Annotated in this window: 27 protein-coding genes; 11 read left to right on the top strand and 16 right to left on the bottom strand. The window is 66.9% G+C overall.

The window, feature by feature from the left end; all coding sequences use genetic code 11:
* Nucleotides 1-17: 17 nt before the first annotated feature.
* The 14 genes from AO057_RS14915 to dsrA form a co-directional block, all read right to left on the bottom strand.
* Nucleotides 18-395 carry a TusE/DsrC/DsvC family sulfur relay protein gene (locus AO057_RS14915; protein ID WP_057676695.1) on the bottom strand — a complete coding sequence of 126 codons (378 nt, stop codon included), beginning with the start codon at nucleotides 393-395 and terminating at the stop codon, nucleotides 18-20.
* Nucleotides 392-1,843, bottom strand: a complete 1,452-nt coding sequence (locus AO057_RS14910) for a cobyrinate a,c-diamide synthase (RefSeq protein ID WP_057676694.1) — start codon at nucleotides 1,841-1,843, stop codon at nucleotides 392-394. Before AO057_RS14910 ends, AO057_RS14915 begins: the two co-directional genes overlap by 4 nt.
* Nucleotides 1,844-1,859: 16 nt before the next feature.
* Nucleotides 1,860-3,071 carry an NrfD/PsrC family molybdoenzyme membrane anchor subunit gene (gene nrfD, locus AO057_RS14905; protein ID WP_057676693.1) on the bottom strand — a complete coding sequence of 404 codons (1,212 nt, stop codon included), beginning with the start codon at nucleotides 3,069-3,071 and terminating at the stop codon, nucleotides 1,860-1,862.
* A gap of 12 nt (nucleotides 3,072-3,083) precedes the next feature.
* Nucleotides 3,084-3,878, bottom strand: coding sequence for a sulfate reduction electron transfer complex DsrMKJOP subunit DsrO (dsrO, locus tag AO057_RS14900; RefSeq protein WP_082605577.1), 795 nt, complete (start codon nucleotides 3,876-3,878; stop codon nucleotides 3,084-3,086).
* Nucleotides 3,875-4,342, bottom strand: coding sequence for a hypothetical protein (locus AO057_RS14895; RefSeq protein WP_205630040.1), 468 nt, complete (start codon nucleotides 4,340-4,342; stop codon nucleotides 3,875-3,877). The genes dsrO and AO057_RS14895 overlap by 4 nt, the downstream gene beginning before the upstream one ends.
* Nucleotides 4,339-6,297 (bottom strand): NAD(P)-binding protein, encoded by a 1,959-nt coding sequence (locus tag AO057_RS14890; protein ID WP_057676692.1) that lies wholly within the window; start codon nucleotides 6,295-6,297, stop codon nucleotides 4,339-4,341. The genes AO057_RS14895 and AO057_RS14890 overlap by 4 nt, the downstream gene beginning before the upstream one ends.
* A gap of 39 nt (nucleotides 6,298-6,336) precedes the next feature.
* Nucleotides 6,337-7,866, bottom strand: a complete 1,530-nt coding sequence (gene dsrK / locus AO057_RS14885; protein WP_057676691.1) for a sulfate reduction electron transfer complex DsrMKJOP subunit DsrK — start codon at nucleotides 7,864-7,866, stop codon at nucleotides 6,337-6,339.
* Nucleotides 7,867-7,888: 22 nt separating this feature from the next.
* The gene (locus tag AO057_RS14880; protein WP_057676690.1) at nucleotides 7,889-8,617 is read right to left on the bottom strand and encodes a respiratory nitrate reductase subunit gamma; all 729 of its coding nucleotides are present in this window, start codon (nucleotides 8,615-8,617) and stop codon (nucleotides 7,889-7,891) included.
* 122 nt (nucleotides 8,618-8,739) lie between these two features.
* Nucleotides 8,740-9,072, bottom strand: coding sequence for a TusE/DsrC/DsvC family sulfur relay protein (locus tag AO057_RS14875; RefSeq protein WP_057676689.1), 333 nt, complete (start codon nucleotides 9,070-9,072; stop codon nucleotides 8,740-8,742).
* A 45-nt stretch (nucleotides 9,073-9,117) separates the two neighbouring features.
* Nucleotides 9,118-9,417 (bottom strand): sulfurtransferase complex subunit TusB, encoded by a 300-nt coding sequence (gene tusB / locus AO057_RS14870; RefSeq protein WP_057676688.1) that lies wholly within the window; start codon nucleotides 9,415-9,417, stop codon nucleotides 9,118-9,120.
* Nucleotides 9,418-9,427: 10 nt separating this feature from the next.
* Nucleotides 9,428-9,784: a sulfurtransferase complex subunit TusC gene (gene tusC, locus AO057_RS14865; protein WP_057676687.1), complete on the bottom strand. Its 357-nt coding sequence runs from the start codon at nucleotides 9,782-9,784 to the stop codon at nucleotides 9,428-9,430.
* A gap of 13 nt (nucleotides 9,785-9,797) precedes the next feature.
* On the bottom strand, nucleotides 9,798-10,157 hold the full coding sequence (gene tusD, locus AO057_RS14860) for a sulfurtransferase complex subunit TusD (protein WP_057676686.1): 360 nt from the start codon (nucleotides 10,155-10,157) through the stop codon (nucleotides 9,798-9,800).
* Nucleotides 10,158-10,181: 24 nt separating this feature from the next.
* Nucleotides 10,182-11,252 (bottom strand): dissimilatory-type sulfite reductase subunit beta, encoded by a 1,071-nt coding sequence (gene dsrB, locus AO057_RS14855; RefSeq protein ID WP_057676685.1) that lies wholly within the window; start codon nucleotides 11,250-11,252, stop codon nucleotides 10,182-10,184.
* Between the two features lie 52 nt (nucleotides 11,253-11,304).
* Nucleotides 11,305-12,603, bottom strand: coding sequence for a dissimilatory-type sulfite reductase subunit alpha (gene dsrA / locus AO057_RS14850; protein ID WP_057676684.1), 1,299 nt, complete (start codon nucleotides 12,601-12,603; stop codon nucleotides 11,305-11,307).
* Between the two features lie 297 nt (nucleotides 12,604-12,900).
* Here dsrA and AO057_RS14845 point away from each other — a divergent pair, with 297 nt between their 5' ends.
* Genes AO057_RS14845 through AO057_RS14800 form a run of 10 tightly spaced genes read left to right on the top strand, consistent with a single transcriptional unit; the run spans nucleotide 12,901 to nucleotide 19,232 of the window.
* Nucleotides 12,901-13,128: a DUF6967 family protein gene (locus AO057_RS14845; RefSeq protein ID WP_057676683.1), complete on the top strand. Its 228-nt coding sequence runs from the start codon at nucleotides 12,901-12,903 to the stop codon at nucleotides 13,126-13,128.
* Nucleotides 13,125-13,754 (top strand): type I-MYXAN CRISPR-associated protein Cas6/Cmx6, encoded by a 630-nt coding sequence (gene cas6 / locus AO057_RS14840; protein WP_057676682.1) that lies wholly within the window; start codon nucleotides 13,125-13,127, stop codon nucleotides 13,752-13,754. Before AO057_RS14845 ends, cas6 begins: the two co-directional genes overlap by 4 nt.
* 32 nt (nucleotides 13,755-13,786) lie before the next feature.
* On the top strand, nucleotides 13,787-14,116 hold the full coding sequence (locus AO057_RS14835) for a TusE/DsrC/DsvC family sulfur relay protein (protein ID WP_057676681.1): 330 nt from the start codon (nucleotides 13,787-13,789) through the stop codon (nucleotides 14,114-14,116).
* A gap of 22 nt (nucleotides 14,117-14,138) precedes the next feature.
* Nucleotides 14,139-14,747 (top strand): hypothetical protein, encoded by a 609-nt coding sequence (locus tag AO057_RS14830; protein WP_057676680.1) that lies wholly within the window; start codon nucleotides 14,139-14,141, stop codon nucleotides 14,745-14,747.
* A gap of 2 nt (nucleotides 14,748-14,749) precedes the next feature.
* Nucleotides 14,750-15,670, top strand: coding sequence for a TauD/TfdA family dioxygenase (locus AO057_RS14825; RefSeq protein ID WP_057676679.1), 921 nt, complete (start codon nucleotides 14,750-14,752; stop codon nucleotides 15,668-15,670).
* Nucleotides 15,667-17,166, top strand: coding sequence for a 2Fe-2S iron-sulfur cluster-binding protein (locus tag AO057_RS14820; RefSeq protein ID WP_057676678.1), 1,500 nt, complete (start codon nucleotides 15,667-15,669; stop codon nucleotides 17,164-17,166). The genes AO057_RS14825 and AO057_RS14820 overlap by 4 nt, the downstream gene beginning before the upstream one ends.
* Nucleotides 17,163-17,504, top strand: a complete 342-nt coding sequence (locus AO057_RS14815; protein ID WP_057676677.1) for a S24 family peptidase — start codon at nucleotides 17,163-17,165, stop codon at nucleotides 17,502-17,504. Before AO057_RS14820 ends, AO057_RS14815 begins: the two co-directional genes overlap by 4 nt.
* Nucleotides 17,505-17,513: 9 nt before the next feature.
* Nucleotides 17,514-17,732 carry a hypothetical protein gene (locus AO057_RS14810; protein WP_057676676.1) on the top strand — a complete coding sequence of 73 codons (219 nt, stop codon included), beginning with the start codon at nucleotides 17,514-17,516 and terminating at the stop codon, nucleotides 17,730-17,732.
* 4 nt (nucleotides 17,733-17,736) lie between these two features.
* Nucleotides 17,737-18,183, top strand: a complete 447-nt coding sequence (locus AO057_RS14805; protein WP_057676675.1) for a hypothetical protein — start codon at nucleotides 17,737-17,739, stop codon at nucleotides 18,181-18,183.
* Entirely contained in the window at nucleotides 18,180-19,232 is a 1,053-nt protein-coding gene (locus tag AO057_RS14800; protein ID WP_057676674.1) for an Sfum_1244 family protein, read from the top strand. The genes AO057_RS14805 and AO057_RS14800 overlap by 4 nt, the downstream gene beginning before the upstream one ends.
* Nucleotides 19,233-19,251: 19 nt before the next feature.
* Here the strand turns inward: AO057_RS14800 and crcB are convergent, their stop codons facing one another.
* Nucleotides 19,252-19,632 carry a fluoride efflux transporter CrcB gene (gene crcB, locus AO057_RS14795; RefSeq protein ID WP_057676673.1) on the bottom strand — a complete coding sequence of 127 codons (381 nt, stop codon included), beginning with the start codon at nucleotides 19,630-19,632 and terminating at the stop codon, nucleotides 19,252-19,254.
* A 75-nt stretch (nucleotides 19,633-19,707) separates the two neighbouring features.
* Between crcB and AO057_RS14790 the strand changes: the two genes are divergently transcribed.
* The gene (locus tag AO057_RS14790) at nucleotides 19,708-20,043 is read left to right on the top strand and encodes a cupin domain-containing protein (RefSeq protein WP_057676672.1); all 336 of its coding nucleotides are present in this window, start codon (nucleotides 19,708-19,710) and stop codon (nucleotides 20,041-20,043) included.
* A gap of 10 nt (nucleotides 20,044-20,053) precedes the next feature.
* Here AO057_RS14790 and AO057_RS14785 read toward each other — a convergent pair whose 3' ends face one another.
* Nucleotides 20,054-21,364, bottom strand: a complete 1,311-nt coding sequence (locus AO057_RS14785; RefSeq protein ID WP_057676671.1) for a TRAP transporter large permease — start codon at nucleotides 21,362-21,364, stop codon at nucleotides 20,054-20,056.
* Nucleotide 21,365: the final 1 nt, after the last annotated feature.

Below are 21,365 nucleotides of genomic sequence, written 5' to 3'. Positions count from 1 at the left end.
GTTGGCTCCTCGTTAGCTTAGTGTTCGCCCTTGGTCCGCAACAGGCCGGCCAGCCGGTTGCCCTGTTTCTGCGGACCGCCGCGCGGGAACAGTTCATGCAGGTAATGGTTGTTGCCGCGCTCCGGGCCCCAGAGTTCGGTGAAATGCTTGATCATGACGCGCACCTGGGCCTGGACACCATGTTCAGCATAGTACTCGCGCAGGTAGCGGATGATGGCCCAGTGCTCGTCGCCCAGTTTCAGCTCCTCGTGGGCGGCCAGGGCGCGCACGAAGTCCTCGGACCAGTCGCCCAGGTTGCGCAGATAACCTTCGGAGTCGGTCAGCACGGGCCGGCCCTTGACCAGCAGTTCGCGGGTGAAAACATCTTTCGCGATGGGGTCGGGCGTTTCAGTCATGGGGCAACTCCTGCGGTTTCCGGCTGGGCAGCCGTGTCGGCAGCGTCGCGGCAGCGGCGCACGAAATCGACGAAGGCCGGCGCCCAGCCCTCCGGGCCCAGGCTGCGCAGGTGGGCGTAGCCGGCCAGCACGTTGCGATGCACCAGGCCGTCAACTTTGCCGTCCACGCCGTGGCCGCGCGTCACCCGCCAGGCGTAGAGGCTGTCGGCCGGCAGGCCCTCGATGGCGGAGTAATGGAATTCGTGGCCACGCAGCTCCCGGCCCTGCAGGCCGGGCCAGGGCATGGCGGCGCTGGCGGCCAGGCTGACGTAGCCGCGGCCCACCGGTTTGGTGTGCAGGGTCACGTCGCCGGGGAGGGCGCCGACCATGCGGCCGGTCTGGCCCTGCCAGGTGATGGAACGCGCCAGGTACATGAGGCCGCCGCATTCGGCGTAGACGGGCAGGCCGGCCTCGATGGCGTCGGCGATCTGCGCGCGCAGCGCGGCATTGGCCTGCAACTGCGGCAGGAAGAGCTCTGGGAAACCGCCGCCGATGAACAGGCCGTCCAGGTCGGGCGGCAGGGTGGTGTCGCGCAGGGTGTCGAAGGGCAGCAGTTCGGCACCGGCCGCTTCCAGGGCCTGCAGGTCGTCGGGGTAGTAGAAACCGAAAGCCTGGTCGCGCGCCAGGGCGATGCGCACGATGTCCTTCCGTTCGCCCTGAGCCTGTCGAAGCCCTTCGACAAGCTCAGGGCGAACGGAGTTATCCACGGGCTCGGGCTGGAAGCGGGGCGCGCTGGCGGCCAGTTCGCGTACCCGCTGCAGGTCGACCTGGGCGGCGATGCGCGCACCGATGCGCTGCACCTGCTGCGCGGCCTGGGCGTGTTCGTTGCTGGGCATCAGGCCGAGGTGGCGCTCGGCCACGGCCAGCTCCGGGTCTTCGGCAATGGCGCCCAGCACCGGCACGTCGGTGTAATGCTCGATCACGGCGCGCAGCTTGGCTTCGTGGCGGCTGCCGCCCAGGCGGTTGAGGATGACACCGGCGATGCGCAGGTTCCGGTCGAAAGCCTGGTAGCCCAGGATCAGCGGCGCGATGCCGCGTGTCATGCCGCGTGCGTCGATCACCAGCAGCACCGGCAGGTCCAGCATATGGGCCAGGGCGGCGTTGCTGTTGCTGCCGTCCAGGGCCAGGCCGTCGTACAGGCCCTTGTTGCCTTCGACGATGCTGAGGTCGGCGTGCTGCGCGTGCTGGCCGAACAGGGCGCGGATCTGCGCGCCCGTCATCAGGTAGGGGTCGAGGTTGTAGCAGGGCCGGCCGCTGGCCTGGGCCAGCCACATGGGGTCGATGTAATCCGGCCCCTTCTTGAAGGGCTGCACGCGCTGGTCCTGCGCGCTGAGCGCGGCGCACAGGCCCAGGGTGACCGTGGTCTTGCCCGACGACTTGTGTGCAGCCGAGACGAGCAGGCGGTTCATGGTGCGACCCTGATGCCTAGTGGGCGTTGCCGGCGACAGCATCGGGCGGGAACTGGTCCAGCCGCTGGGGCAGGAAGGCCAGCCACTTGAGCGCCAGCACGACGATGATGCCGGTCATGCCGATGCCGCCGATGCCCAGCAGCCACTCGGGCAGGCTGGGGGTGTAGCTGCCGACCACGCCGTCGTAGAAGCTGCTGCTCACCTCGTAACCGGGGAAGATCTGCAGCGGCCAGGCCTGGCTGCCGATGATGGTGACGTACATCTGGGCCAGGCCGCCGGCGATGACGGCGAGCGCGGCCAGCACCAGCATGGCGCGCGAGTTGCGCGTGCGGGGTGCGAGCAGCAGTACCAGCGGCAGCAGGCTGCCCAGGCCCAGCTGGCCCAGCCAGAACAAGCGGGTGTAGAGGCCGCCGTCGAGCAGCAGGAAACGCTCCAGCCCGTGCTGTTTGGCGAAGTAGAGGTTGGTCAGGTGGTAGACCAGCACGAAGTAGGCGGCACAGGCCACGAAGACGGCGAGCAGGCGCGTCAGGCGCGCCTGCATGGCGGCTTCCAGCGGGCGCTCCGTCCAGCGGCTGACGGCCAGCAGCACCAGCAGGAAGATGGCCAGGCCGTAGGACAGGGAGTAGACGATGAACATGGGCCCCATGAGCGCCGAGCCGAAGGCCTGGCGGCCGATCAGGAAGCCGAAGATGGAGCCGGTACCGGTGGTGAGAGCCAGGCGCCAGACGAAGGCGGACAGGCCGGCGTACGTGGAGTACGCGTTCATGCGGTGCTCCATCATGGTCCAGAGGTAGGCCACGACGATGCCCATGAAGCCCGAGTAGAGCACCACGTTCCAGGCGAAGATGGACTTGAAGTTGTAGTAGGTCATGGCCACGATCAGGCGATCGGGCCGGCCCAGGTCCAGCATGAGCACGGCCAGGCCACCGGCCAGCAGGGCGATGGCCAGCAGGGCCGAGAGCGGGGCCAGCGGCTTGTAGGCTGTCTTGCCGAAGACCGAGGCCATGGAGGCGACGTTGAGCGCGCCCGAGGCGGCCACCACCAGAAACACGGCGAAGACGTGCGGAATGCCCCAGACGATCTGGTTGTTCATGCCGGTGATGATGTGGCCGTGGTGTTCCATGGTCCAGGCGGCGAGCAGGCCGATGCCGCTGACCACGGCCAGCACGGCCACGAGGGCCCAGTAGCCGGGGCTGCGGCCTTCGAGTTGACGGAGTGCGATCTTCATGTTGATTCGTCCTCAGAGGCCCTGGTAACGTACACCGGTATTGAGGCTCAGGTCCTCGCGCAGCTGGCGCGTGCTGTACTGCGCCACGCGTTTGGAGATCTCGCTGTTGGGGTCGTTGAGGTCGCCGAAGGCGATGGCGCCATAACCGGCGGCGGCGCAGGCCTGCACGCAGGCGGGGCTTTCACCCTTGTCCACCTTGTGCACGCACAGCGTGCAGCCTTCCACCGTGCCCATGCCGCGCGGCACGTCGGGTTTCTGGTTGGTCTGCGGCTCGTGCACGAAGGAGCGCGCCTTGTAGGGGCAGGCCATCACGCAGTAGCGGCAGCCGATGCAGATGTGCTTGTCCACCAGCACGATGCCGTCGGCGCGCTTGAAGGAGGCGCCGGTGGGGCAGACGTCCACGCAGGGCGGCTCGGCGCAGTGCTGGCACATCACGGGCAGCGAGTGCGCCTTGCCGGTCTTGATCTCCTTGATCTCGATCTTGCGGATCCACTGCGCGTCGGTCGGCCCGGGCTGGGTGGGCAGGCCGTTTTCGGTCTGGCAGGCGGTGACGCAGGCGTTGCAGCCGGGGGTGCATTTCGTGGTGTCGACCAGCATGCCCCAGCGCACCTTGGGGCTGGCGCCGGCCGTGGCCCCGGCGGGCGTGGCGGCCTGGGCCACCTCGATCAGGCGCACGCCGGGCGCGAGCAGGATGCCGGCCAGGCCGGCGGCGGCCACGCCCAGGAAGCCGCGGCGCGCCTTCTGGGTCTCATCCTGGCAGGCGACGCCTGAGCCGCAGGAACAGGGGGAGGAGGGCTCCGGTTTCATGGCTTGGTGGCAGGTTGGGTCGCGAGCTGGCGCACTTGCCGGCTCAGTGCGGCGGTGGCGCCGGTGGGATGGACCAGCGGGTGGAAGGAAGAGGTGGCCTTGCCCGGCTGGGTGGCGTGGCATTCGAAGCAGTCCACCTTGACCGCGGCGTAGCTGTGGCAGCTGATGCAGAAGTTGGTGGGCGCCGCCGTCACGCTGTTGGTGGCCGGGCTGGCGTGGCACTCGATGCAGGCCTTGAGGCTGTACTTGGCGCCGCGGATGCCGCCGTGCATGGTGTCGTCACGCTGGTGCTTGAGGTAGGCCATGTGGTTGCGCCGCATGTCGTCGGCCGGTTCCACGCACTGGCCGCCTTTCGCCGCCTCGATGACGGGCCTGGGCACGCGCGAGGACTTGCCGGGCTCGTCGGCAGCCTGGGCCGACAGGCCGCACGCCAGCAGCAAAAGGGCCAGGACGCGCAGCTTCATTCACCCAGTCCCATCTGGATGTAGCCCGTGGGGCAGACGTCGTGGCAGATGTGGCAACCGATGCACTTGTCGTAATCGGTGTCCACATAACGGCCGGTGGTGGACTGGTTCTTCTTCACCTTGAACACGGCGACTTGCGGGCAGTAGACCACGCAGTTGTCGCACTCGAAGCACTGGCCGCAGCTCATGCAGCGCTTGGCCTCGGACTGGGCCTGGGCTTCCACCAGGGCCTGCAGGCGTTCGTCGAAGTTGCCCAGCGCCTCCTCGGCCGTGAGGTTGGTGATGGTGCGCTTGTTGCGTGGCGTGAACGGGAAGTGGCCGAGGAAGAGCTCCTTGTGCGAGATGACGTAGCGGTCGGAGCGGTTGTCGTAGTTGTGGATGGCCACGTTGCTGCTGTCGGTGCCGCGGATGGGCTCGTGCACATCGCTGAGGGTCAGGCCCTTCTCGACCATCTTGCGCTTGAGGTCGAAGGCGTGCACGTCGATCTTGGGGCGCTTCCCCAGCGCCTCGCCGCCGAGGAAGCGGTCGATGCCGTCGGCGGCAATCGCGCCGTGGCCGATGGCCGTGGTCAGCAGGTGCGGGCGAATGATGTCGCCGCCGGCAAACACGCCGGCATGGCCCTGCACCTGGTAGTTCTTGTCGGCCGGCACCGCGCCCTTGCCGTTGTTGAACATCTCCAGGCCGGTGAAGTCCACCGCCTGGCCGATGGCCGAGACGATGAGGTCGGCCGGAATGTCTTCCTCCGAGCCCTCGATGTTCTTGATCTCCAGCTTGCCACCCACGACCTTGGCCTCGCAGCGGATCACGCGCAGGGCGGTGGCGCGGCCATCGGGGCCGCGCACCACGGACACCGGCGCGTAGCCGCCGCGGATGGCGATGCCTTCGGAGAGGGCATGCTCGACCTCGTGTCTGGAGGCCTGCATCTTGTCGACGGCGAAGATGGAGGTCAGCGTCACGTCGGCGCCCTGCTTGGCCGAGACCGATGCGACGTCGTGCGCCACGTGGCCGGCGATGGCGTGCTCGGGGCGGTCGCTGGGGTTGATCTTGTCGATGTGGCCCAGGCGGCGGGCCACGGTGGCCACGTCGATGGAGGTGTCACCGCCGCCGACCACCACCACGCGCTTGCCCACGTGGCGCAGGCGGCCGTCGTTGAAAGCCTTGAGGAAGGAAGTGGCCGTCACGCAGTTGGGTGCCTCGGCGCCTTCCACGGGCAGGGGGCGGCCGGACTGGGCGCCCATGCCCAGGAACACCGCGTCGAAATCCTTGTGGATCTGCTCCATGGTGATGTCGGTGCCGATGCGCGTTTTCATTTTCGCGGTCACGCCCAGGTCCAGGATGCGCTGGATCTCGGCGTCCAGGATGTGGCGCGGCGTGCGGAAGCCCGGGATGCCGTAGCGCATCATGCCGCCGAGTTCTTCGCGTTCGTCGAAGATGGTGACCGCGTGGCCCTTGAGGGCGAGCTGGTAGGCCACGGACAGGCCGGCCGGGCCGCCGCCGATGACGGCCACCTTCTTGCCGGTGGTGAAGTCGGGTGCGGTGAAGGCCAGCTTGTTGGTGATGGCGTACTCGCCGAGGAAGTGCTCGACCGAGTTGATGCCGACGAAATCTTCCACCTGGTTGCGGTTGCAGCCCGATTCACAGGGCGCCGGGCAGACGCGGCCCATGACGGAGGGGAAGGGGTTGGCCTCGGTCAGGCGGCGGAAGGCGTATTCCTGCCACTTCATGCCGGCCGGCGGCTTCTCGACGCCGCGCACGATGTTCAGGTAGCCGCGGATGTCCTCGCCCGAGGGGCAACTGCCCTGGCAGGGCGGCGTGCTCTGGATGTAGGTCGGGCACTTGTGCGAGTGGTCGGCGTTGAAGATCTGCTGCTGCCAGGGACGCGGCGTGGCGTCGCCGTCCTTGTAGCGCCGGAAGGTGAGGGGCTTGACGCTGACGGATTCGGGGTTGGCTGACATGTCTTGTCTCCTGGTGTCGTTGCGTGGACGCGTTAACCGTTATTTGTCGCCGAGGCGGATGGCCTTGCTCACCAGCTGGTGGACGCCGCCCACCATGCTCATGTCGAAGCCGTACTGCGGCAGCACCTTGGTGAACTGCGCCTTGCAGATCGCGCAGATGGTGGCCATGAAGTTCACGTTGTGCTCGTCGACCACGTTCTTGAGCGCTTCCATGCGCGGCAGGGCGCCCTTGACGCGCAGCTCCAGCAGGTCGTCGGTCAGCAGGCCGCCGCCACCGCCGCAGCAGAAGGTGGACTCGAAGATGGTGTCCGGGGCCATGTCGTGGAAGTTGTTGGCCACCGCCTTGATGATCTCGCGCGGGATGACGAACTGGCCGCCGGCGAAGTCGCCCATGCGCGAGGCGCGCGCCACGTTGCACGAGTCGTGGAAGGTGATGATGCGGCTGTCGTTCTTTTCCTTGTCGAAGGTGAGCGCGCCGCGCTGGATCAGGTCGTAGGTGAACTCGCAGATGTGCATGGGCTGCTTGTAGCGGTGGTCCAGCTGGTTCTGCAGTTCAATGGCGAACGGGTCCTTGCCGCCGGCACCTATGCCCACCAGCGTGTTCCAGAAGCTGTAGGCCACGCGCCAGGCATGGCCGCACTCGCCGACCACGATGCGCTTGACACCCAGCTCCAGCGCGGCTTCGCGGATGCGCAGCGCGATCTTGCGCAGCTGCTCGTAGTTGCCGATGAACATGCCGAAGTTGCCGGCCTCGCTGGCCTTGGTCGACAGCGTCCAGCTCACGCCGGCGGCGTGGAAGACCTTGGCGTAGCCGATCAGGCTGTCCACGTGCGGTTCACTGAAGAAATCGGCCGAGGGCGTGACCAGCAGCACCTCGGCACCTTTCACGTCCAGCGGGAAGCGCACGTCCACGCCGGTCTCGTCCTTGGTGTCTTCCTCCAGGCCTTCCAGCGTGTCTTCCAGCGCGGGGCCGGGGATGCCCAGGTTGTTGCCGATGCGGTGCACCTTGCCGATGATCTCGTTGGAGTACTTCTGGCCCATGCCGATGGAGTCCATGATCTCGCGCGCGGCCATGGTGACTTCGGCGGTGTCGATGCCGTAGGGGCAGAACACCGAGCAGCGCCGGCATTCCGAGCACTGGTAGTAGTAGCTGTACCAGTCGTCCAGCACGTCCTTGGTGAGGTCCTTCGCGCCGACCAGCCAGGGGAAATACTTGCCGGCCAGGGTGAAGTAACGGCGGTAGACCTGGCGCAGCAGGTCCTGGCGCGCCACCGGCATGTTCTTGGGGTCTTTGGTGCCGAGGAAGTAGTGGCACTTGTCGGAGCAGGCGCCGCAGTGCACGCAGGCGTCCATATAGACCTGCAGCGAGCGGTACTTGCCCAGCAGCTCGCCCATCTTGGCGATGGCCTTGGCCTGCCAGTCCTCCACCAGCTCGCCGGGGAAACCCAGGTTCTTCTGGATGGCTTCGTTGGCAACGAAAGGCTTGAGGTGCGAGGTCGCGCCCACCTGGATCAGCGGGATGACCGGGTATTCCTTGAGCTTCGGGGTATCGAAGGCGGCGGTGGCCATGGTGGATGGGTGCTCCGTACTCTTACTTGTCCAGCGCGCTGGCCCAGGCAGCCACGTGGCGCGCTTCGCGCGGGTTGTCAGCCATGTTGCGCGTGGGGCTGAAGAACAGGCCGGGCGCGTGCAGCAGCTTGCTGATGGGGAAGATGATCATCAGCAGCGCCACCAGGCCCAGGTGCACCAGCAGCACCGGATCGGCCGGCAGCGGCTGGATGTCGAAACGCATCAGGCCGAGCATGAAGGCCTTGACGGCGACGATGTCGGTGTGGCGCACGAAGCGCATGGCCAGGCCGCTCAGGCCGATGGCGATGAGCAGGACCAGCATCAGGTGGTCCGACGGGGTGGAGATGTAGCGCACCCGGTCCACCAGGAAACGCCGCGCCCACAGGCCGGCCAGGCCCGCCACCATGGCAAAACCGGCGTAGGTACCGAAGGGCTGGATCAGGGTGATGACGGTCCAGACCGGTTCCTGGAAATAGCGCACGTGGCGCAGCAGCACCAGCAGCAGGGCGGCGTGGAACAGCCAGCCGAAGATCCAGGTCCATTTGCTGGCGCGGAACAGGCTTTCGAAGAACACGACCTCGCGTGCCAGGCGCCAGGGCACACCGGCCGGGGTGATGGGCGCGGGTGTGAGGGCGATCTTCAGCGGCGCCGGGGTGCGCGCGTACTGCCGGATCTTGCGCGCCAGACCCAGCACCAGCACGGCGGTGGCGAAGTAGAACAGCACGGCGTAGAAGATCGAGAGAGCGCTCATCGCAGGGTTCTGTGGTCAGGTGGCTGGGACGGATCGGTTTTGTTCAGGGTGCACAAGACCAGCGTCTGCAGGGGGCCTGTCAGACGCGGTCCTGCTGCGCACAGCAGAAGGATCGGTGCGTCTTAGACGCAGCCGGTGGGCTTGGGCAGGCCGGCGATCTTGCAGGCCTGTTTGGCGGGGCCGTAGGGGAACAGGTCGTACAGGTACTTGCTGTTGCCCTTCTCCTCGCCGAACTGCTTGCCGATGGCCTTGGTCAGCACGCGCACGGCCGGGGCGATCTGGTACTCGTTGTAGTAGTCACGCAGGAAGTTGATGACTTCCCAGTGGTTGTCGGTGAGGGCCACCTTTTCCTCGACGGCGATGTACTCGGCGATGTCCTTGTTCCAGTCCGCCAGGTTGATCAGGTAGCCTTCCTCGTCGGTCTCGTAGGTGCTGCCGTTGACTTCGATGCCCATCTTGTTCTCCTCAGGTTGTCAAAACTGTCGTTACAGGTCTGGCGTTCACAGCCAGGAATTCGAGGTGCCGTGCTCGGCCACCAGGTCGACGAAGCCGCCGTAGTCCACCAGCGTCACGTTGTCCAGGGCGCGCGTGGTCATGCCGCGCGCTTCCAGGTCGGGTTTGAGTGCAAAGAACTTGACCTTGCCGGCGGCGGCGCGCACCTGCGCTTCGCTGCTGTTGCCGGCGGTGGCGGCGTAGACGCCGTCCTCGATCAGCAGCACGGCATGGCCGGGCAGGGCCATGCGCAGGCAGCTCTCCAGCGAGCGGGCGGCGGTGGGGGATTTGTTCACGATGTGCAGCATGGTCTGTTCCTCAAAAACTCAGGACCACGTCCTGTTGCGCCATCAGCTCGGCCATCTGCGCGGTCTCCAGCACTTCCACCGGCACCAGCAGGTCCTTCTCGCTCAGGCCGCGTGCCTTCAGCGAGTCGGCGTCGACATAGAGTTTTTCCACGTCGTAGCCTTCGAGCGCGCGGTAGCTGGGCGAGAAGTTCTTGATGCCGATGTCCTTGGTCTGCTGGCCCTTGGCCAGTTCGTAGACGCCGTCGTCCATGAAGACCAGGCTCACGTCCTGGTCGAAGGTGGCGGTGATCAGCACCACTTCCAGGCTCTCCAGCGCGTAGATCGTGCCGTAGGGGGCCTTGCGGTTGATGAACATGAATTTCTTCATTTTGTTTTTCCCGTCAGTCGCCAAAAGTCACCAGGCGGTCGGCCTTGATGCCGCTGTCCACCAGCTGGCCCAGGCCCGAGATGCGAAAGCCCGGGGCCAGCACCTCCTGCTTGATGCCGCGGCGCAGGGCCGCGGCCACGCAGACCACCAGGTCCACCTTGTGCTTCTCCGCCAGCTCGGACCAGCGGTTGACGATGTGGCGGTCGTCCTGCGGCGGCTCTGTCAGCCGCGTGGCGTTGTTCACGCCATCGTGGTAGAAAAAGACGCGCTGGACTTCATGGCCCCTGGCCAGGGCTGCGACGCAGAACTGGTAGGCGCTGTCGCTGGCCTGGTGGGTGTAGGGCCCTTCGCTGACGAGTAATCCGAATTTCATGTCGTGATCGTTTGGCAGTGGTGCTCAGAAGCGGATGTGGGTCGACGCGTTGAGGTTGGCGCGCGAACCACGCCAGTCGTCGATCAGGTACTTGGTGAAGGGCAGGTCGCACTTCTCGAAGAAACGCGGCCAGCCGATGCGCTCCACCCAGTCCGACAGGCGCTCCCAGGGGCGGGCGTCGGCCTTGTAGGTGTAGAGGATCTTCTTGACCATCTCCGACACCTCGGGCCAGCGCGGCGCGTTGTTGGGCAGGCCAGACGCCACCATCTTCATGAAGGTGGGCTTGCCGCGCGCATTGGAGTTCTTGCCGCCGACCCAGATGGCCAGCTTGGAGTGCTCCGGGTCGTTGATCTGCATGGGCGGGCAGGGCGGGTAGCAGGCGCCGCAGCAGATGCATTTCTTCTCGTCCACTTCCAGCGAGGGCTTGCCGTTGACCAGGGCCGGGCGGATGGCGGCCACCGGGCAGCGGGCCACCACGGCCGGGCGCTCGCAGGCGTTGGCCACCAGGTCGTGGTTGATCTTGGGCGGCTTGGTGTGCTGCACGATGATGGCGATGTCGGCCTGGCCGCCGCAGTTGATCTCGCAGCAGCTGGTCGAGAGGTGCACGCGGTTGGGCATGTCCTCGCGCTTGAACTCGTCGTAGAGCTCGTCCATCAGCGCCTTGACCACGCCCGAGGCGTCGGTGCCCGGGATGTCGCAGTGCAGCCAGCCCTGGGTGTGGGCGATCATGGAGACCGAGTTGCCGGTGCCGCCCACGGGGAAACCGCTTTCCTCCAGCGCATTGATCAGCGGCGCCACCTTGTTCGGGTCAGACACCATGAACTCGATGTTGGAGCGGATGGTGAAGCGCACATGGCCTTCGGCATAGGTGTCGGCGATGTCGCAGAGCTTGCGGATGGTGTAGACGTCCATCTGGCGCTGGGTGCCGGCACGCACCGACCAGACCTCGTCGCCGCTGTGCGAGACGTGGTGCAGCACGCCGGGACGCGGCCGGTCGTGGTATTTCCAGTTGCCGTAGTTCTTCAGCAGGGTCGGGTGCAGGTAGGGCTTGTTGTCCGGCACGCCGCTTTCGATGGGGGTACGCATTTGGGCCATGTGGGTCTTCCCGTGATCGTTCGTTCAGGTGATGAATGAAAGGGGGCGGCGCTCAGCCGGCCGCCTGCTTGCGCGCGTTGATCTTGGCCACTTCATCGTCCCAGCCGTCGGCGCGCACATAGGGGTTGGTGCGCGGGGTGGAGACCATGTTGGCGTCGACCTCCAGGCCGATGCCTTCGAGGAAGTTGACCAGGCCGATGCGTTCGATCATCTCGCCGGTGCGCTCGTGCTCCAGTGCGTTCTCGGCGAAGAAGTCGATGACCTTCTGGCCCAGCTCGACCAGCTGCTGATAGTCGGCATCGGTCTTGAGCGGCATGAAGGGCACCACCACGGTGCCCATCAGGTCGCCGATCTTGAGCGTGCGCTTGCCGCCCACCAGGATGGTGGCGCCGGTGTCGGTGCCGTGGGCCAGTGCGCCGGTCATGACGTTGACGCAGTGCATGCAGCGCACGCAGTTGCTGTTGTCGATCTCCAGGCACTGGGTGTCGTTGATCTTCACGCTGGAAATCTTGTCGCCCTTGGCGACGTCCTTGACTTCCTTGAGCATGATGGTCTTGGTCGGGCAGCGGCTGATGACGTCGTTCACCAGCTCGTTCATGCCGTGCTTGGCGAACCACTTGCGTGCCAGCGCCTCGTCGGTGCGCATGTTGTCGCGCCAGGTGCCGATCACCGCCATGTCCGAGCGCTGGATCGAGTTCATGCAGTCGTTGGAACAGCCCGAGAACTTGAACTTGAACTTGTAGGGCAGGGCCGGACGGTGGATGTCGTCGGTGAAGGTGTTGAGCACCTGGCGGTGCGCGCGCGCCTCGTCGAAGCAGGACTGCTCGCAGCGCGCGGCACCCACGCAGGACATGGAGGTACGCACGGCCGGGCCGGCGCCACCCAGGTCGAAACCCAGTTCGTTGATCGCGTCGAAGGCATCCTGCACCTTGTCGGTCTTGGCGCCCTGGAACATGATGTCGCCCGACTGGCCGTGGAAGGCGATCAGGCCCGAGCCGTGCTCTTCCCAGATGTCGCAGAACTTGCGCAGGATGTCGGTGTTGTAGTGCATGCCGGGGGGCGGCTGCACGCGCAGGGTGTGGAACTCGGCCGCGTCAGGAAACTGCGGCTTGCCGCTCTCGTCCTTCAGTTCGGTGAAGCGCGGGATCACGCCGCCGCCATAACCGAACACGCCGACCGTGCCGCCCTTCCAGTAGCCCTTGCGGGTCTGGTAGGACGTCTCCAGCTGGCCCATGAGGTCCACCATGTAGTCCTTGTCCTTGGCCAGGCGCTTGAGGCCGGTCACGAAACTGGGCCACGGGCCGCCCTCGAGCTCGTCGAGCATCGGGGTGGCGTGCATTTTTTTCGCCATGATCTTGTCTCCTGTCTTAGAACTTGTCGCAAGTCCTGGATGCCGTGTTTGACGACGGCGGTCACACGCTGCGGGCAGGGTCCGGACTCTTGGGGTCTCTTTTTGTGCCTCTCGGGTGCATCCTAGGGGCGGGGGTGGTGCCTTAGCTATCCCCCTCGTTGAGTAGGCGGGACTACCCAAAAGGGTTATATGGCGCCACCCGTCCCGGCTATAGACGGTCCGGCCCGGAATTGCGTCAATAGCACTTACAGACGGGGCGGCCCAGCAGGCGGTCCGGTCCAGAACAAAGACGGAGACATGACCCAGATCACCCCGCTGGACAAATTCAGGGTGCCGCTCGGCGGTCAGGAAATCGAGCTGCAACAGGTGGACTTCGACACCGGCGGCATGAGTTTCCTGCGCACGCGCATCCGGGAGAAATCCCGCTTCACCATCTTCGACATCGACCCCGACACGGCCGAGGCCTGGGGCCGGGCGCTGCTGGCCTGGGCCGACAAACAGCCGCGCGACACGGAGACGCCATGAGCTTTGAAGACGACCTGCCACCGGCCAGCGTCGTCGACTTGGCCTTCCCGCTGGCGGGCCGGGCTGTCCCGCGCGACTACATGCAGGCGCTGCATGCTGCGCTGCAGCAGGAGTTGCCCTGGCTGGCGCAGGAGTCAGGTGCCGGCATCCACCCCCTCAAGCTCGTGCAGGGCGCCAGCGCCGGCCCGGTGAGCCTGTTGTCACAGCGCACCCGTCTGCTGTTGCGGCTGCCGCGTGCACGCGTGGGTGATGCCCGCCTCCTGGCCGGGCGCACGCTCCTGATCGGTGAGCACCCCGTGCAGCTGGGCGAACCGCACGAGCGTGAGCTGCTGGCGCATGCCACGCTCTACGCCTACGCCGTGGCCGCCGCGGGCGAGGACGAGGTGGTTTTCATGCAGACCGTGGCCGGCGAGCTGCAGGCCCTGGGGGTGCGCACGCACACGGTCTGCGGCAAACGTGGCGGCCGTCCCCATGAGGGGCAGACCCTCACCACCTTCAGCCTGATGCTGCACGCCCTCAGTCGGGCGGACTCGTTGCGCGTGCAGGAGCAGGGCCTGGGGCCGCACCGGCAGCTGGGCTGCGGCGTTTTCGTGCCCCACAAGTCGGCGGCGGCGGTGGGCGAATAGTTTTTTGTGCAACAAATCGAGGAGACACAAGAATGGGCTACAGCGTGAACGGCGCGGAACTCGAAACCGACAAAGAGGGCTATCTGCTCGAACCGGACTACAGCGAGGAAGTGGTGCAGGTGATTGCCGAAGCCGAAGGCATCAAGCTGACCGACGCGCACTGGGAAGTCATCAACTACCTGCGCGACGAGTACAAGGAAAACGGCCATACGCCCAACTTCCGCAACATGCTCAAGGGCTTCGGCGAGATCCGCGAGGGCGTGGACAGCAAGTACCTGTACGACCTCTTTCCCCTCGGTCCGGCCAAGCAGGCGGCCAAGGTGGCGGGGCTGCCGCAGCCGCTGGGCAAAGGCGGGTACTGAAGTCCGCCTGAAGAAAGAGACCATGGCCCTGCGCATCAAGAACCAGTGGTTCCAGTCCGGTGTCCCCAAGACGCCGCGGGAGAACGCCAGCGCCATGGCCTTCATCACCTGGCGCGTGACGCAGAACATGGTCAAGCAGATGCGCGAGGCGAAGTTCGACATCGACGTCGGGCCGCAGTACTTCGCCTTCATGCGCGAGGTGCTGGTCTTCCTGTGCCAGGTGGTCGATCGCATGGCCTTCGAGCGCATGCCGGGTGAGCAGCGCACCGAGTTCACCAGCGCCCTGGTCGTGCGCGTGGCCGAGATCCTGGAGGAGAGCGAGCAGGAGTGGCTGGGCGAGCCGGCGGCCGGCCAGGAGAGCTGGCGCAACCAGTTCATCGACCAGTCCAACGAGCTGGCCGAAGGTTATGCCGAGTTCGGCCATGGCCCCGAGGGCCCGGACTTCGGCTTCGTGCGCTACCTCGGCAGCCGGCTGGAGTCGGTCCTGCCCGGGAAGGACCGCCACTGGGTCAAGGACCAGGTGATGGCTTACGAGGTGCCCGAGGCGCTGGAGATGGTCAAGCGCGGCCTGGACGGTGTGCTGTCCACCGAGCCGCGCCCCAAGCGCCGTGCCTCCATGTCCGGAGAATGAATATGCGTGTCGCCAGTCCCTTCGATCTCGATCAGCCCGAAGCCTACGCGCGCTGGCGCGCCGCCAAGCTGGCCACACACCCCAGGCGCGTGGAGGACCTGATCGTCGACGTGGGCGATCCACGCCGGCTCACCTCGGCCGAGCGTGCCGCGCTGCTGGATCGCTGCGGGCGCGCCAACATGGTGGTCTACCGCAGCCCGGTGACGGTGGAAGACAAGGAATTGCCGCGCCTGCTGGGGGCGCAGCTGGGCCTGCATCAGCTGGATGCCAACTGGCTGGCCGACGAGGACGGCATCTCGTCGATTGCAGTCGCGCAGGAGGAAGAGGGCGCCCCGAAAGGCGAGTTCATCCCCTACACCAACAAGCCCATCAAGTGGCACACCGATGGTTATTACCACCCGCAGGCGCGCCGCATCGAGGGCATGATCCTGCACTGCGTGCGCAACGCCGGCGAGGGCGGTGTGAGCGGCCTGGTGGATCACGAGAGGGTCTACCTGGCCCTGCGCGACGCCAACCCCGGGTGGGTGCGCGCCCTCATGGCGCCGGACGCCATGACCATTCCCGAGCGCGCTGACGAGAACGGCGTGGCGCGCCCGGCGCAGAGCGGCCCGGTGTTCTACCTGCGCCCCGATGGCGGCTTGCAGATGCGCTACACCGCACGCACGCGCAGCATCGAGTGGAAGGACGACCCCACGACGCGCGCGGCGGTGGCCGGCATCGAACAGCTGCTGGCCGGCGAGCAGCCCTGGATCTTCCGCCTGCTCCTGCAGCCGGGCATGGGCATCGTGGCCAACAACGTGCCGCACGAGCGCAGCGGCTTCAGCGACGATCCGCAGCAGCCGCGCCTGCTGTACCGCGCGCGCTATCTGGACCATGTGCGCGACGAACACGTGGCGCAGCCGCAAGAGGAGGTGGCCGTATGACCCACTGGTTGACTGTCTGGCGCGCCGCCCAGCTCGTGGGCGTCTCGCGCGGCGTGCTGCAGCAACAGGTACGCGATGGCTCGCTGGTCCTCACCGAAGGCCTGGTGTCCACCGACCAGCTGCTGCGCCTGTACCCCACGACCCGTCTCGAAGACACCGGCATCCTGGAGCGCGTCATCACCATACGCGACGAGGCCTTTGGCCGGCGCCTGCGCGAACGCCTGCTGCCCAGCCAGGAAGTGCTGGCGCAGCGCCTGTTCAGCCAGACGCAGGAGCTGGCCGACGTGCGTCGTTACCTGCAGCGTTACCACGAACTGGTGGTGGCCCTGCAGGAACGCATCCAGGCCCTGCAGGGCAAGGGTGCCTCGCCCCTGGCGCTGGCCGAGCTGCAGGATTTCGTCGACCAGGGTCTGGCCAGGGCGCTGGCGACCGAACAGGCCGATTTGCTGACGGTGATGGACGATATGCTCAAGGTCATGTCTGCACAGGTGACGGTGCGCCCCAGCGGCCACGAATTCATCGTCGAGGGCCACGACACGCTGCTGCAGGCCGGCCTGCGCGCCGGCCTCAAGCTCAACTACGGTTGCGGCAACGGCACCTGCGGCATGTGCAAGGTGCGCGTGATCTCCGGCCAGGTGGTGCGTACCCAGCCCTGCGACTACCCCATGTCCGAAGCCGAAAAAGCCCAGGGCTACACGCTGATGTGCGCGCATACCGCGGGCAGCAGCGAACTCACGCTGGAGCTGCTGGAGGCCAGCGGCCCGCAGGACATTCCGCAGCAGCAGATCGTCACCACCGTGCGCGCCGTCACCCAGCTGGCACCCGGCACGCGGCTGCTCCATCTGCAGACGCCGCGCAGCCACCGCCTGCGCTTCCTGGCGGGACAGTCCGTCACCTTGGGCGTGAACCGTCCCGACGGCAGCGACGTGCACGCGCTCTACCCCGTGGCCAGTTGCCCCTGCGACGACCGCAACCTGCATTTCTTCATCGAGCGCCATCCGCTCGACCCCTTCGCCTTGCAGCTGTTCGCCGATGGCATCAAGCCCGGCGACGCGGTCACGGTCTGGGGGCCGGTGGGTGAATTCGTGCTGGAAGACAGCCAGCGTCCGCTGGTCTTTGCCGCCTGCGACGCGGGCTTCGCCCCGATCAAGAGCCTGATCGAGCACGCGCTGGCGCTGGACGCCGCCCCCTCGCTCTCGCTGTTCTGGCTGTCCACCAAACCCGACGGCCACTTCCTGGAGAACCAGTGCCGTGCCTGGGGTGAGGCGCTGGACCCCTTCGAATACGAGTTGCTGGCCGAGCCCGACGTCAGCTTCGGTGCGGCGCAGCTGGCGCGCGCCATGCGCGCCGACCTCTTTGACATCGAGTGCGACTTCTACCTGGCCGGCCCCGAAGTGTTCGTGACCGCCCTGCAGGCCGAGCTGCGTGCTTCCGGCGTGCCCACCGCGCAGATCCACTGCAACGTGCTGCTGGAGCCGGTGGGGGAGACGGCATGACGATGTCCGGCGAACCCGTGATGGAAGAATCTGCCTGTAGCGGCAGCGAGGCTTTCGCGTTGCGCGTGCTGGGCACCAGCATGGAGCCCGAGTTCAACGAGGGCGAGATCATCGTCATCGAACCCGAGGGCGCGCTGCGCGATGGCAGTTACGTGCTGGCGCAACACGAGGGCGAGTGGATCTTCCGCCAGCTGTGCAAGAGAGGAGAGGCCTGGCAGTTGCATGCGCTGAACCCGGCCTTCCCCGATCTGTCGCTGCCCGACCTCGCCACCGTGCGCGGCGTCATCATCCAGAAGGCGCTGCCGGGCCGCCGCAAAGCCAGCAAGCGTTACGTTTGAGGAACCCAAGTGCCTTATTACATCTACCGCGTCAAGTCCTTTGCCGGCCTGGAAAAGCTGGCTGAGCACGGCGCTTTTGCGCCCGCTTCGGCCCAGGCCAAGATCCTGCGCACGGGCCTGGACGTGAAGACCCGCGACAAGATCAAGGTCATCTTCGCCGACAACGAGCTCATGGCCGAAGACCTGCTGTGCCAGGTGCGCGAACCCGGCCCGCCCGGCGAAGAGTGATGGCATGGTCGACGAAACGGCCTTCCGGGAGATGCGCACACAGAGCAGCCCCTTGCCCTGCGTCTTCCAGGGCGCGCTGCTGGCCCGCCACGCCGTGTGCGAGCTGGTGCAGCGCAGCTCGCTGGCCGAGCGTGAAACCCTGGCCTGCCCCAGCGCGCCGGCCCACCTGAACTGCGAGACGCTGGAGCGCCTCTTCCTGGAGCGCGCCACCTTCCCGCTCAAGCTGCACCCGGGCACGCCGCTCACGCACGCCACCGTCATGCGCCTGCACTGCGGCGGCCTGCGCGGCCTGCAGCAGGCGCTGCAGGCCGATCACGTCGATGTGCACCGCCTGATCGGCCAGGCCCGGGATGCGCATGGCAGCCTGACCGATCTGCCCTGGCCCGACATCGTGGCGCAGATCGTGGCCTGGCAGCCCCGCCGCCGGACCCCGCAGGGGCCCCAGCCATGAATGCCCCGGACCGCGCCCTGATCGAGGCCGTGCAGACCAACTGCCACATCGCCGATGCGGCGCATGCGGCCGACATGACGCTGTGCATCTACCTGCTGCAGATGCGCGAGTTCTACCGCTGGGAACAGGGCATCGCCCCCTTGCAGCCCATGGCGCGCGAAGCCGTGGGCGCCTGGCTCAGTGCACGCGAGGCCTTGTGGGACGGCCTGGAGGGCCAGGCCTGGCGCGCACTGCCGCTGGCCGGCGGCAGCATCGACCCTTTCGATGTGGAGCCCATCAACGCCGCGCTGCTGCCGCAGGGCCTGGTCTATGGCGCCGGTTACACGGCCCCGGGGCGCGCCAGCTTTTTCCTCGCTGCGCTGGAATCGGCGCAGCCGCGCGATGGCGTGCTGGTGCGCACCAGCGGGCATGAGTACGCGCGCGGCCTGAGCTCGCCACCGGCCGCGCTGCAGGACGGCACCATCTACCTGCGCCAGGAATCGCTGCAGCGCTGGCTCTGGGAAAAATACGAGGCCTGGACCCTGCGCCGCTCCGAAGGGTCCTTCAAGCGCGCACTCGACGCCCACGGCTATGCGGCTGATGGGGAACAGGCGGTGACGCGCATGGTGCAGTTGCAGGCCGAAACGCTGATCCTGCACGAACTGGGCGAAGCCCAGGCGGCCGCCCTGCTGGGCTCCGACTGGGCCGCCATGCGCCAGGCCCTGAACGATCGCCGCACCGAACTTTACGTGCGCGCCGTGCGCGACCTGCTGGCCGACTGCCGCGTCACCCTGCCCACGCTGCTGCAGCGCCAGCACGGGGCCTCGCTGCACTTCTGGTTCGCCAACCTCGAAGGCCTGCGCGCCGAACTGGCGCCCGGGCTGGAGCGGGCCTACACGGCATATGGCGCGGGTGATGGCGGTCAGGCGCTGGCATCGGCCTGCGGCCAGGGTGCCGCGCATTGGCAGTCCGTGTGTGAACAGGTGCTGACCCTGTACCGCGCGCATGGCGCGGCGGCGCAGCCATACATTCGAACGCTGCTGGAATCGCCCGCCACCCGGCAGGCTTGAGGGGCCTGCGGGCGCAGCGTCAGCGCGCCAGCACCAGCTCCACGCTCTTGATGCCCACCACGGTGAGCAGCAGGGAGCCGAAGAGGTGCAGACCGGCCGTGCCCAGCGCCAGCGCATAACGCGCCTGCTGCAGCATGGCCACCACCTCGGCCGAGAAACTGGAGAAGGTGGTCAGTGCGCCCAGGAAGCCGGTGACCAGCATGAGGCGCCAGGCCGGGTCCAGCTGCGGCAGGGCCTGGAACACGGCCACGCACACGCCGATGAGGTAGCCGCCGACCAGGTTGGCGGTCAGCGTGCCCCAGGGCAGCAGGGCGCCGGGTGTGCTGAGCCACAGGCCCAGGCGCCAGCGCAGAAGAGCACCGGCGCAGGCGCCGAGGCAGATGGCGAGGACGGGGAGCATGGGGGGAGTTTATCGCCCCGGCTGGCATGACCTCACAGGCATCGTTGTCGTCACCAGCGGCCCATAATCTTCCGCATGGCACTCCCGCACGCCTCCGCCGGTCAATCCATCGATGTCCAACCCCTGGGCGAGCGCCTGGCGGGTGCGAAGACGGTGGCGCTGTTCAAGGCGCAGGAGCTGGAAGTCATGCGCCTGGTGCTGCCGGCCGGCAAGTCGCTGCCGCCGCACCAGGTGGCGGGTGAAATCACCATCCAGTGCATCGAAGGGGTGCTCGACGTCACCCTCGATGGCCGAAGCCACGTGCTGCGCGCCGGGCAACTGCTTTTCCTGACGGGCGGGGCCTTGCATGGCGTGACGGCGATCGAGGACGCCTCGGCCCTGGTGACCATCGCCCTGCACAAGCCGTCGTAGTCGGCTCGCCCTAGCGCTCCACCCCCATCAGCCAGTTCGGCACGCTGGTGACGATGGACGGGAAGACGGTGATCAGAACGATGGCCAGGACCATGCAGGCGAAGAAGGGCAGGGTGACGCGGGCGATGCGGTTGCTGTCCACGCCGGTCATGTTCTGCAACACGAAAAGGTTGAAGCCCACGGGCGGCGTGATCTCGGCGATCTCGATCAGCATGATGATGAAGATGCCGAACCACACCAGGTCGAAACCCGCCTTCTGCACCATGGGCAACACCACGGCGCTGGTCAGCACGATCATGGAGATGCCGTCGAGCGCGGTGCCCAGCACCAGGTAGACCACCACCAGCACGGCGATCAGGCCGTAGGCCGAGAGGTTCATGCTGTGCACGAACTCGGCCAGCTCGCGCGGGATGCCGGTGAAGGCCATGGTCTTGGTGAGGAAGGCGGCGCCGGCCAGGATGAACATGATCATGCAGCTCACGCGCGTGGCGCCGGCCAGGCCGTCCCAGAAATTGCGCAGCGTGAGCGTGCGGCTGGCCGCGGCGATGGCGAGTGAGCCCACCACGCCCCAGGCCGCGCATTCGGTGGCGGTGGCGATGCCGGCCACCAGCACCCAGACGATGAAGACGATCAGCAGGCCGCAGGGGATGAGGCTGCCCGAGCGGCGCAGCTTGGCCATGAAGCTGGTCGGCGCTTCGGCCGGTGGCACCTTGGCCGGGTAACGCAGGCTCCACCACATGATGTAACCCGAGAACAGGGCCATGAGCAGGAAACCCGGCAGGAAACCGGCGAGAAAGAGGCGGATGACCGAGGCGTCGGCCGCCACGGCGTAGACCACCATGGTGATGGACGGCGGGATCAGGATGCCCAGGCCGCCGGCCGCGGCCAGCGAGCCCAGCGCGAGGTTGCGGTCGTAACCGCGGCGTTCCAGCTCGGGCAGGGCCACCTTGGCGATGGTGGCGCAGGTGGCGGCGGAAGAACCCGAGACCGAGCCGAAGATGCCGCAGCCCAGCACGGTGGTGTGCATCAGGCGGCCGGGCACGCGCGAGAGCCAGGGCGAGAGGCCGTCGAACATCTGCTCCGAGAGTTTGGTGCGATAAAGGATCTCGCCCATCCAGATGAACAGCGGCAGGGCGGCCAGTTCCCAGCTGGCGGCCGTCTCCCAGAAGGAGGAGAACAGGTTCATCCCCGGCTGGGTGCTCGTGAAGAAGGCCTGGCCCACCCAGCCCACGATGGCCAGGGTCATGGCGATCCAGACGCCGCCGGCCAGCATCAGCAGCATGAGGAAGAGCAGCAGGGCCCCGATTTCAAGCAGGCCCATG

The sequence above is a fragment of the Curvibacter sp. PAE-UM genome, from assembly GCF_001432305.1.
Classification (GTDB): domain Bacteria; phylum Pseudomonadota; class Gammaproteobacteria; order Burkholderiales; family Burkholderiaceae_C; genus Hylemonella.
Note: the sequence above shows the minus strand (reverse complement) of the source record. Positions and strands in the feature narration are given on the sequence as shown.

Coding starts and splice junctions, on each gene's coding strand:
- AO057_RS14915 (WP_057676695.1), bottom strand. CDS start 395: ATGACTGAAACGCCCGACCCCATCGCGAAAGATGTTTTCACCCGCGAA.
- AO057_RS14910 (WP_057676694.1), bottom strand. CDS start 1,843: ATGAACCGCCTGCTCGTCTCGGCTGCACACAAGTCGTCGGGCAAGACC.
- nrfD (WP_057676693.1), bottom strand. CDS start 3,071: ATGAAGATCGCACTCCGTCAACTCGAAGGCCGCAGCCCCGGCTACTGG.
- dsrO (WP_082605577.1), bottom strand. CDS start 3,878: ATGAAACCGGAGCCCTCCTCCCCCTGTTCCTGCGGCTCAGGCGTCGCC.
- AO057_RS14895 (WP_205630040.1), bottom strand. CDS start 4,342: ATGAAGCTGCGCGTCCTGGCCCTTTTGCTGCTGGCGTGCGGCCTGTCG.
- AO057_RS14890 (WP_057676692.1), bottom strand. CDS start 6,297: ATGTCAGCCAACCCCGAATCCGTCAGCGTCAAGCCCCTCACCTTCCGG.
- dsrK (WP_057676691.1), bottom strand. CDS start 7,866: ATGGCCACCGCCGCCTTCGATACCCCGAAGCTCAAGGAATACCCGGTC.
- AO057_RS14880 (WP_057676690.1), bottom strand. CDS start 8,617: ATGAGCGCTCTCTCGATCTTCTACGCCGTGCTGTTCTACTTCGCCACC.
- AO057_RS14875 (WP_057676689.1), bottom strand. CDS start 9,072: ATGGGCATCGAAGTCAACGGCAGCACCTACGAGACCGACGAGGAAGGC.
- tusB (WP_057676688.1), bottom strand. CDS start 9,417: ATGCTGCACATCGTGAACAAATCCCCCACCGCCGCCCGCTCGCTGGAG.
- tusC (WP_057676687.1), bottom strand. CDS start 9,784: ATGAAGAAATTCATGTTCATCAACCGCAAGGCCCCCTACGGCACGATC.
- tusD (WP_057676686.1), bottom strand. CDS start 10,157: ATGAAATTCGGATTACTCGTCAGCGAAGGGCCCTACACCCACCAGGCC.
- dsrB (WP_057676685.1), bottom strand. CDS start 11,252: ATGGCCCAAATGCGTACCCCCATCGAAAGCGGCGTGCCGGACAACAAG.
- dsrA (WP_057676684.1), bottom strand. CDS start 12,603: ATGGCGAAAAAAATGCACGCCACCCCGATGCTCGACGAGCTCGAGGGC.
- AO057_RS14845 (WP_057676683.1), top strand. CDS start 12,901: ATGACCCAGATCACCCCGCTGGACAAATTCAGGGTGCCGCTCGGCGGT.
- cas6 (WP_057676682.1), top strand. CDS start 13,125: ATGAGCTTTGAAGACGACCTGCCACCGGCCAGCGTCGTCGACTTGGCC.
- AO057_RS14835 (WP_057676681.1), top strand. CDS start 13,787: ATGGGCTACAGCGTGAACGGCGCGGAACTCGAAACCGACAAAGAGGGC.
- AO057_RS14830 (WP_057676680.1), top strand. CDS start 14,139: ATGGCCCTGCGCATCAAGAACCAGTGGTTCCAGTCCGGTGTCCCCAAG.
- AO057_RS14825 (WP_057676679.1), top strand. CDS start 14,750: ATGCGTGTCGCCAGTCCCTTCGATCTCGATCAGCCCGAAGCCTACGCG.
- AO057_RS14820 (WP_057676678.1), top strand. CDS start 15,667: ATGACCCACTGGTTGACTGTCTGGCGCGCCGCCCAGCTCGTGGGCGTC.
- AO057_RS14815 (WP_057676677.1), top strand. CDS start 17,163: ATGACGATGTCCGGCGAACCCGTGATGGAAGAATCTGCCTGTAGCGGC.
- AO057_RS14805 (WP_057676675.1), top strand. CDS start 17,737: ATGGTCGACGAAACGGCCTTCCGGGAGATGCGCACACAGAGCAGCCCC.
- AO057_RS14800 (WP_057676674.1), top strand. CDS start 18,180: ATGAATGCCCCGGACCGCGCCCTGATCGAGGCCGTGCAGACCAACTGC.
- crcB (WP_057676673.1), bottom strand. CDS start 19,632: ATGCTCCCCGTCCTCGCCATCTGCCTCGGCGCCTGCGCCGGTGCTCTT.
- AO057_RS14790 (WP_057676672.1), top strand. CDS start 19,708: ATGGCACTCCCGCACGCCTCCGCCGGTCAATCCATCGATGTCCAACCC.
- AO057_RS14785 (WP_057676671.1), bottom strand. CDS start 21,364: ATGGGCCTGCTTGAAATCGGGGCCCTGCTGCTCTTCCTCATGCTGCTG.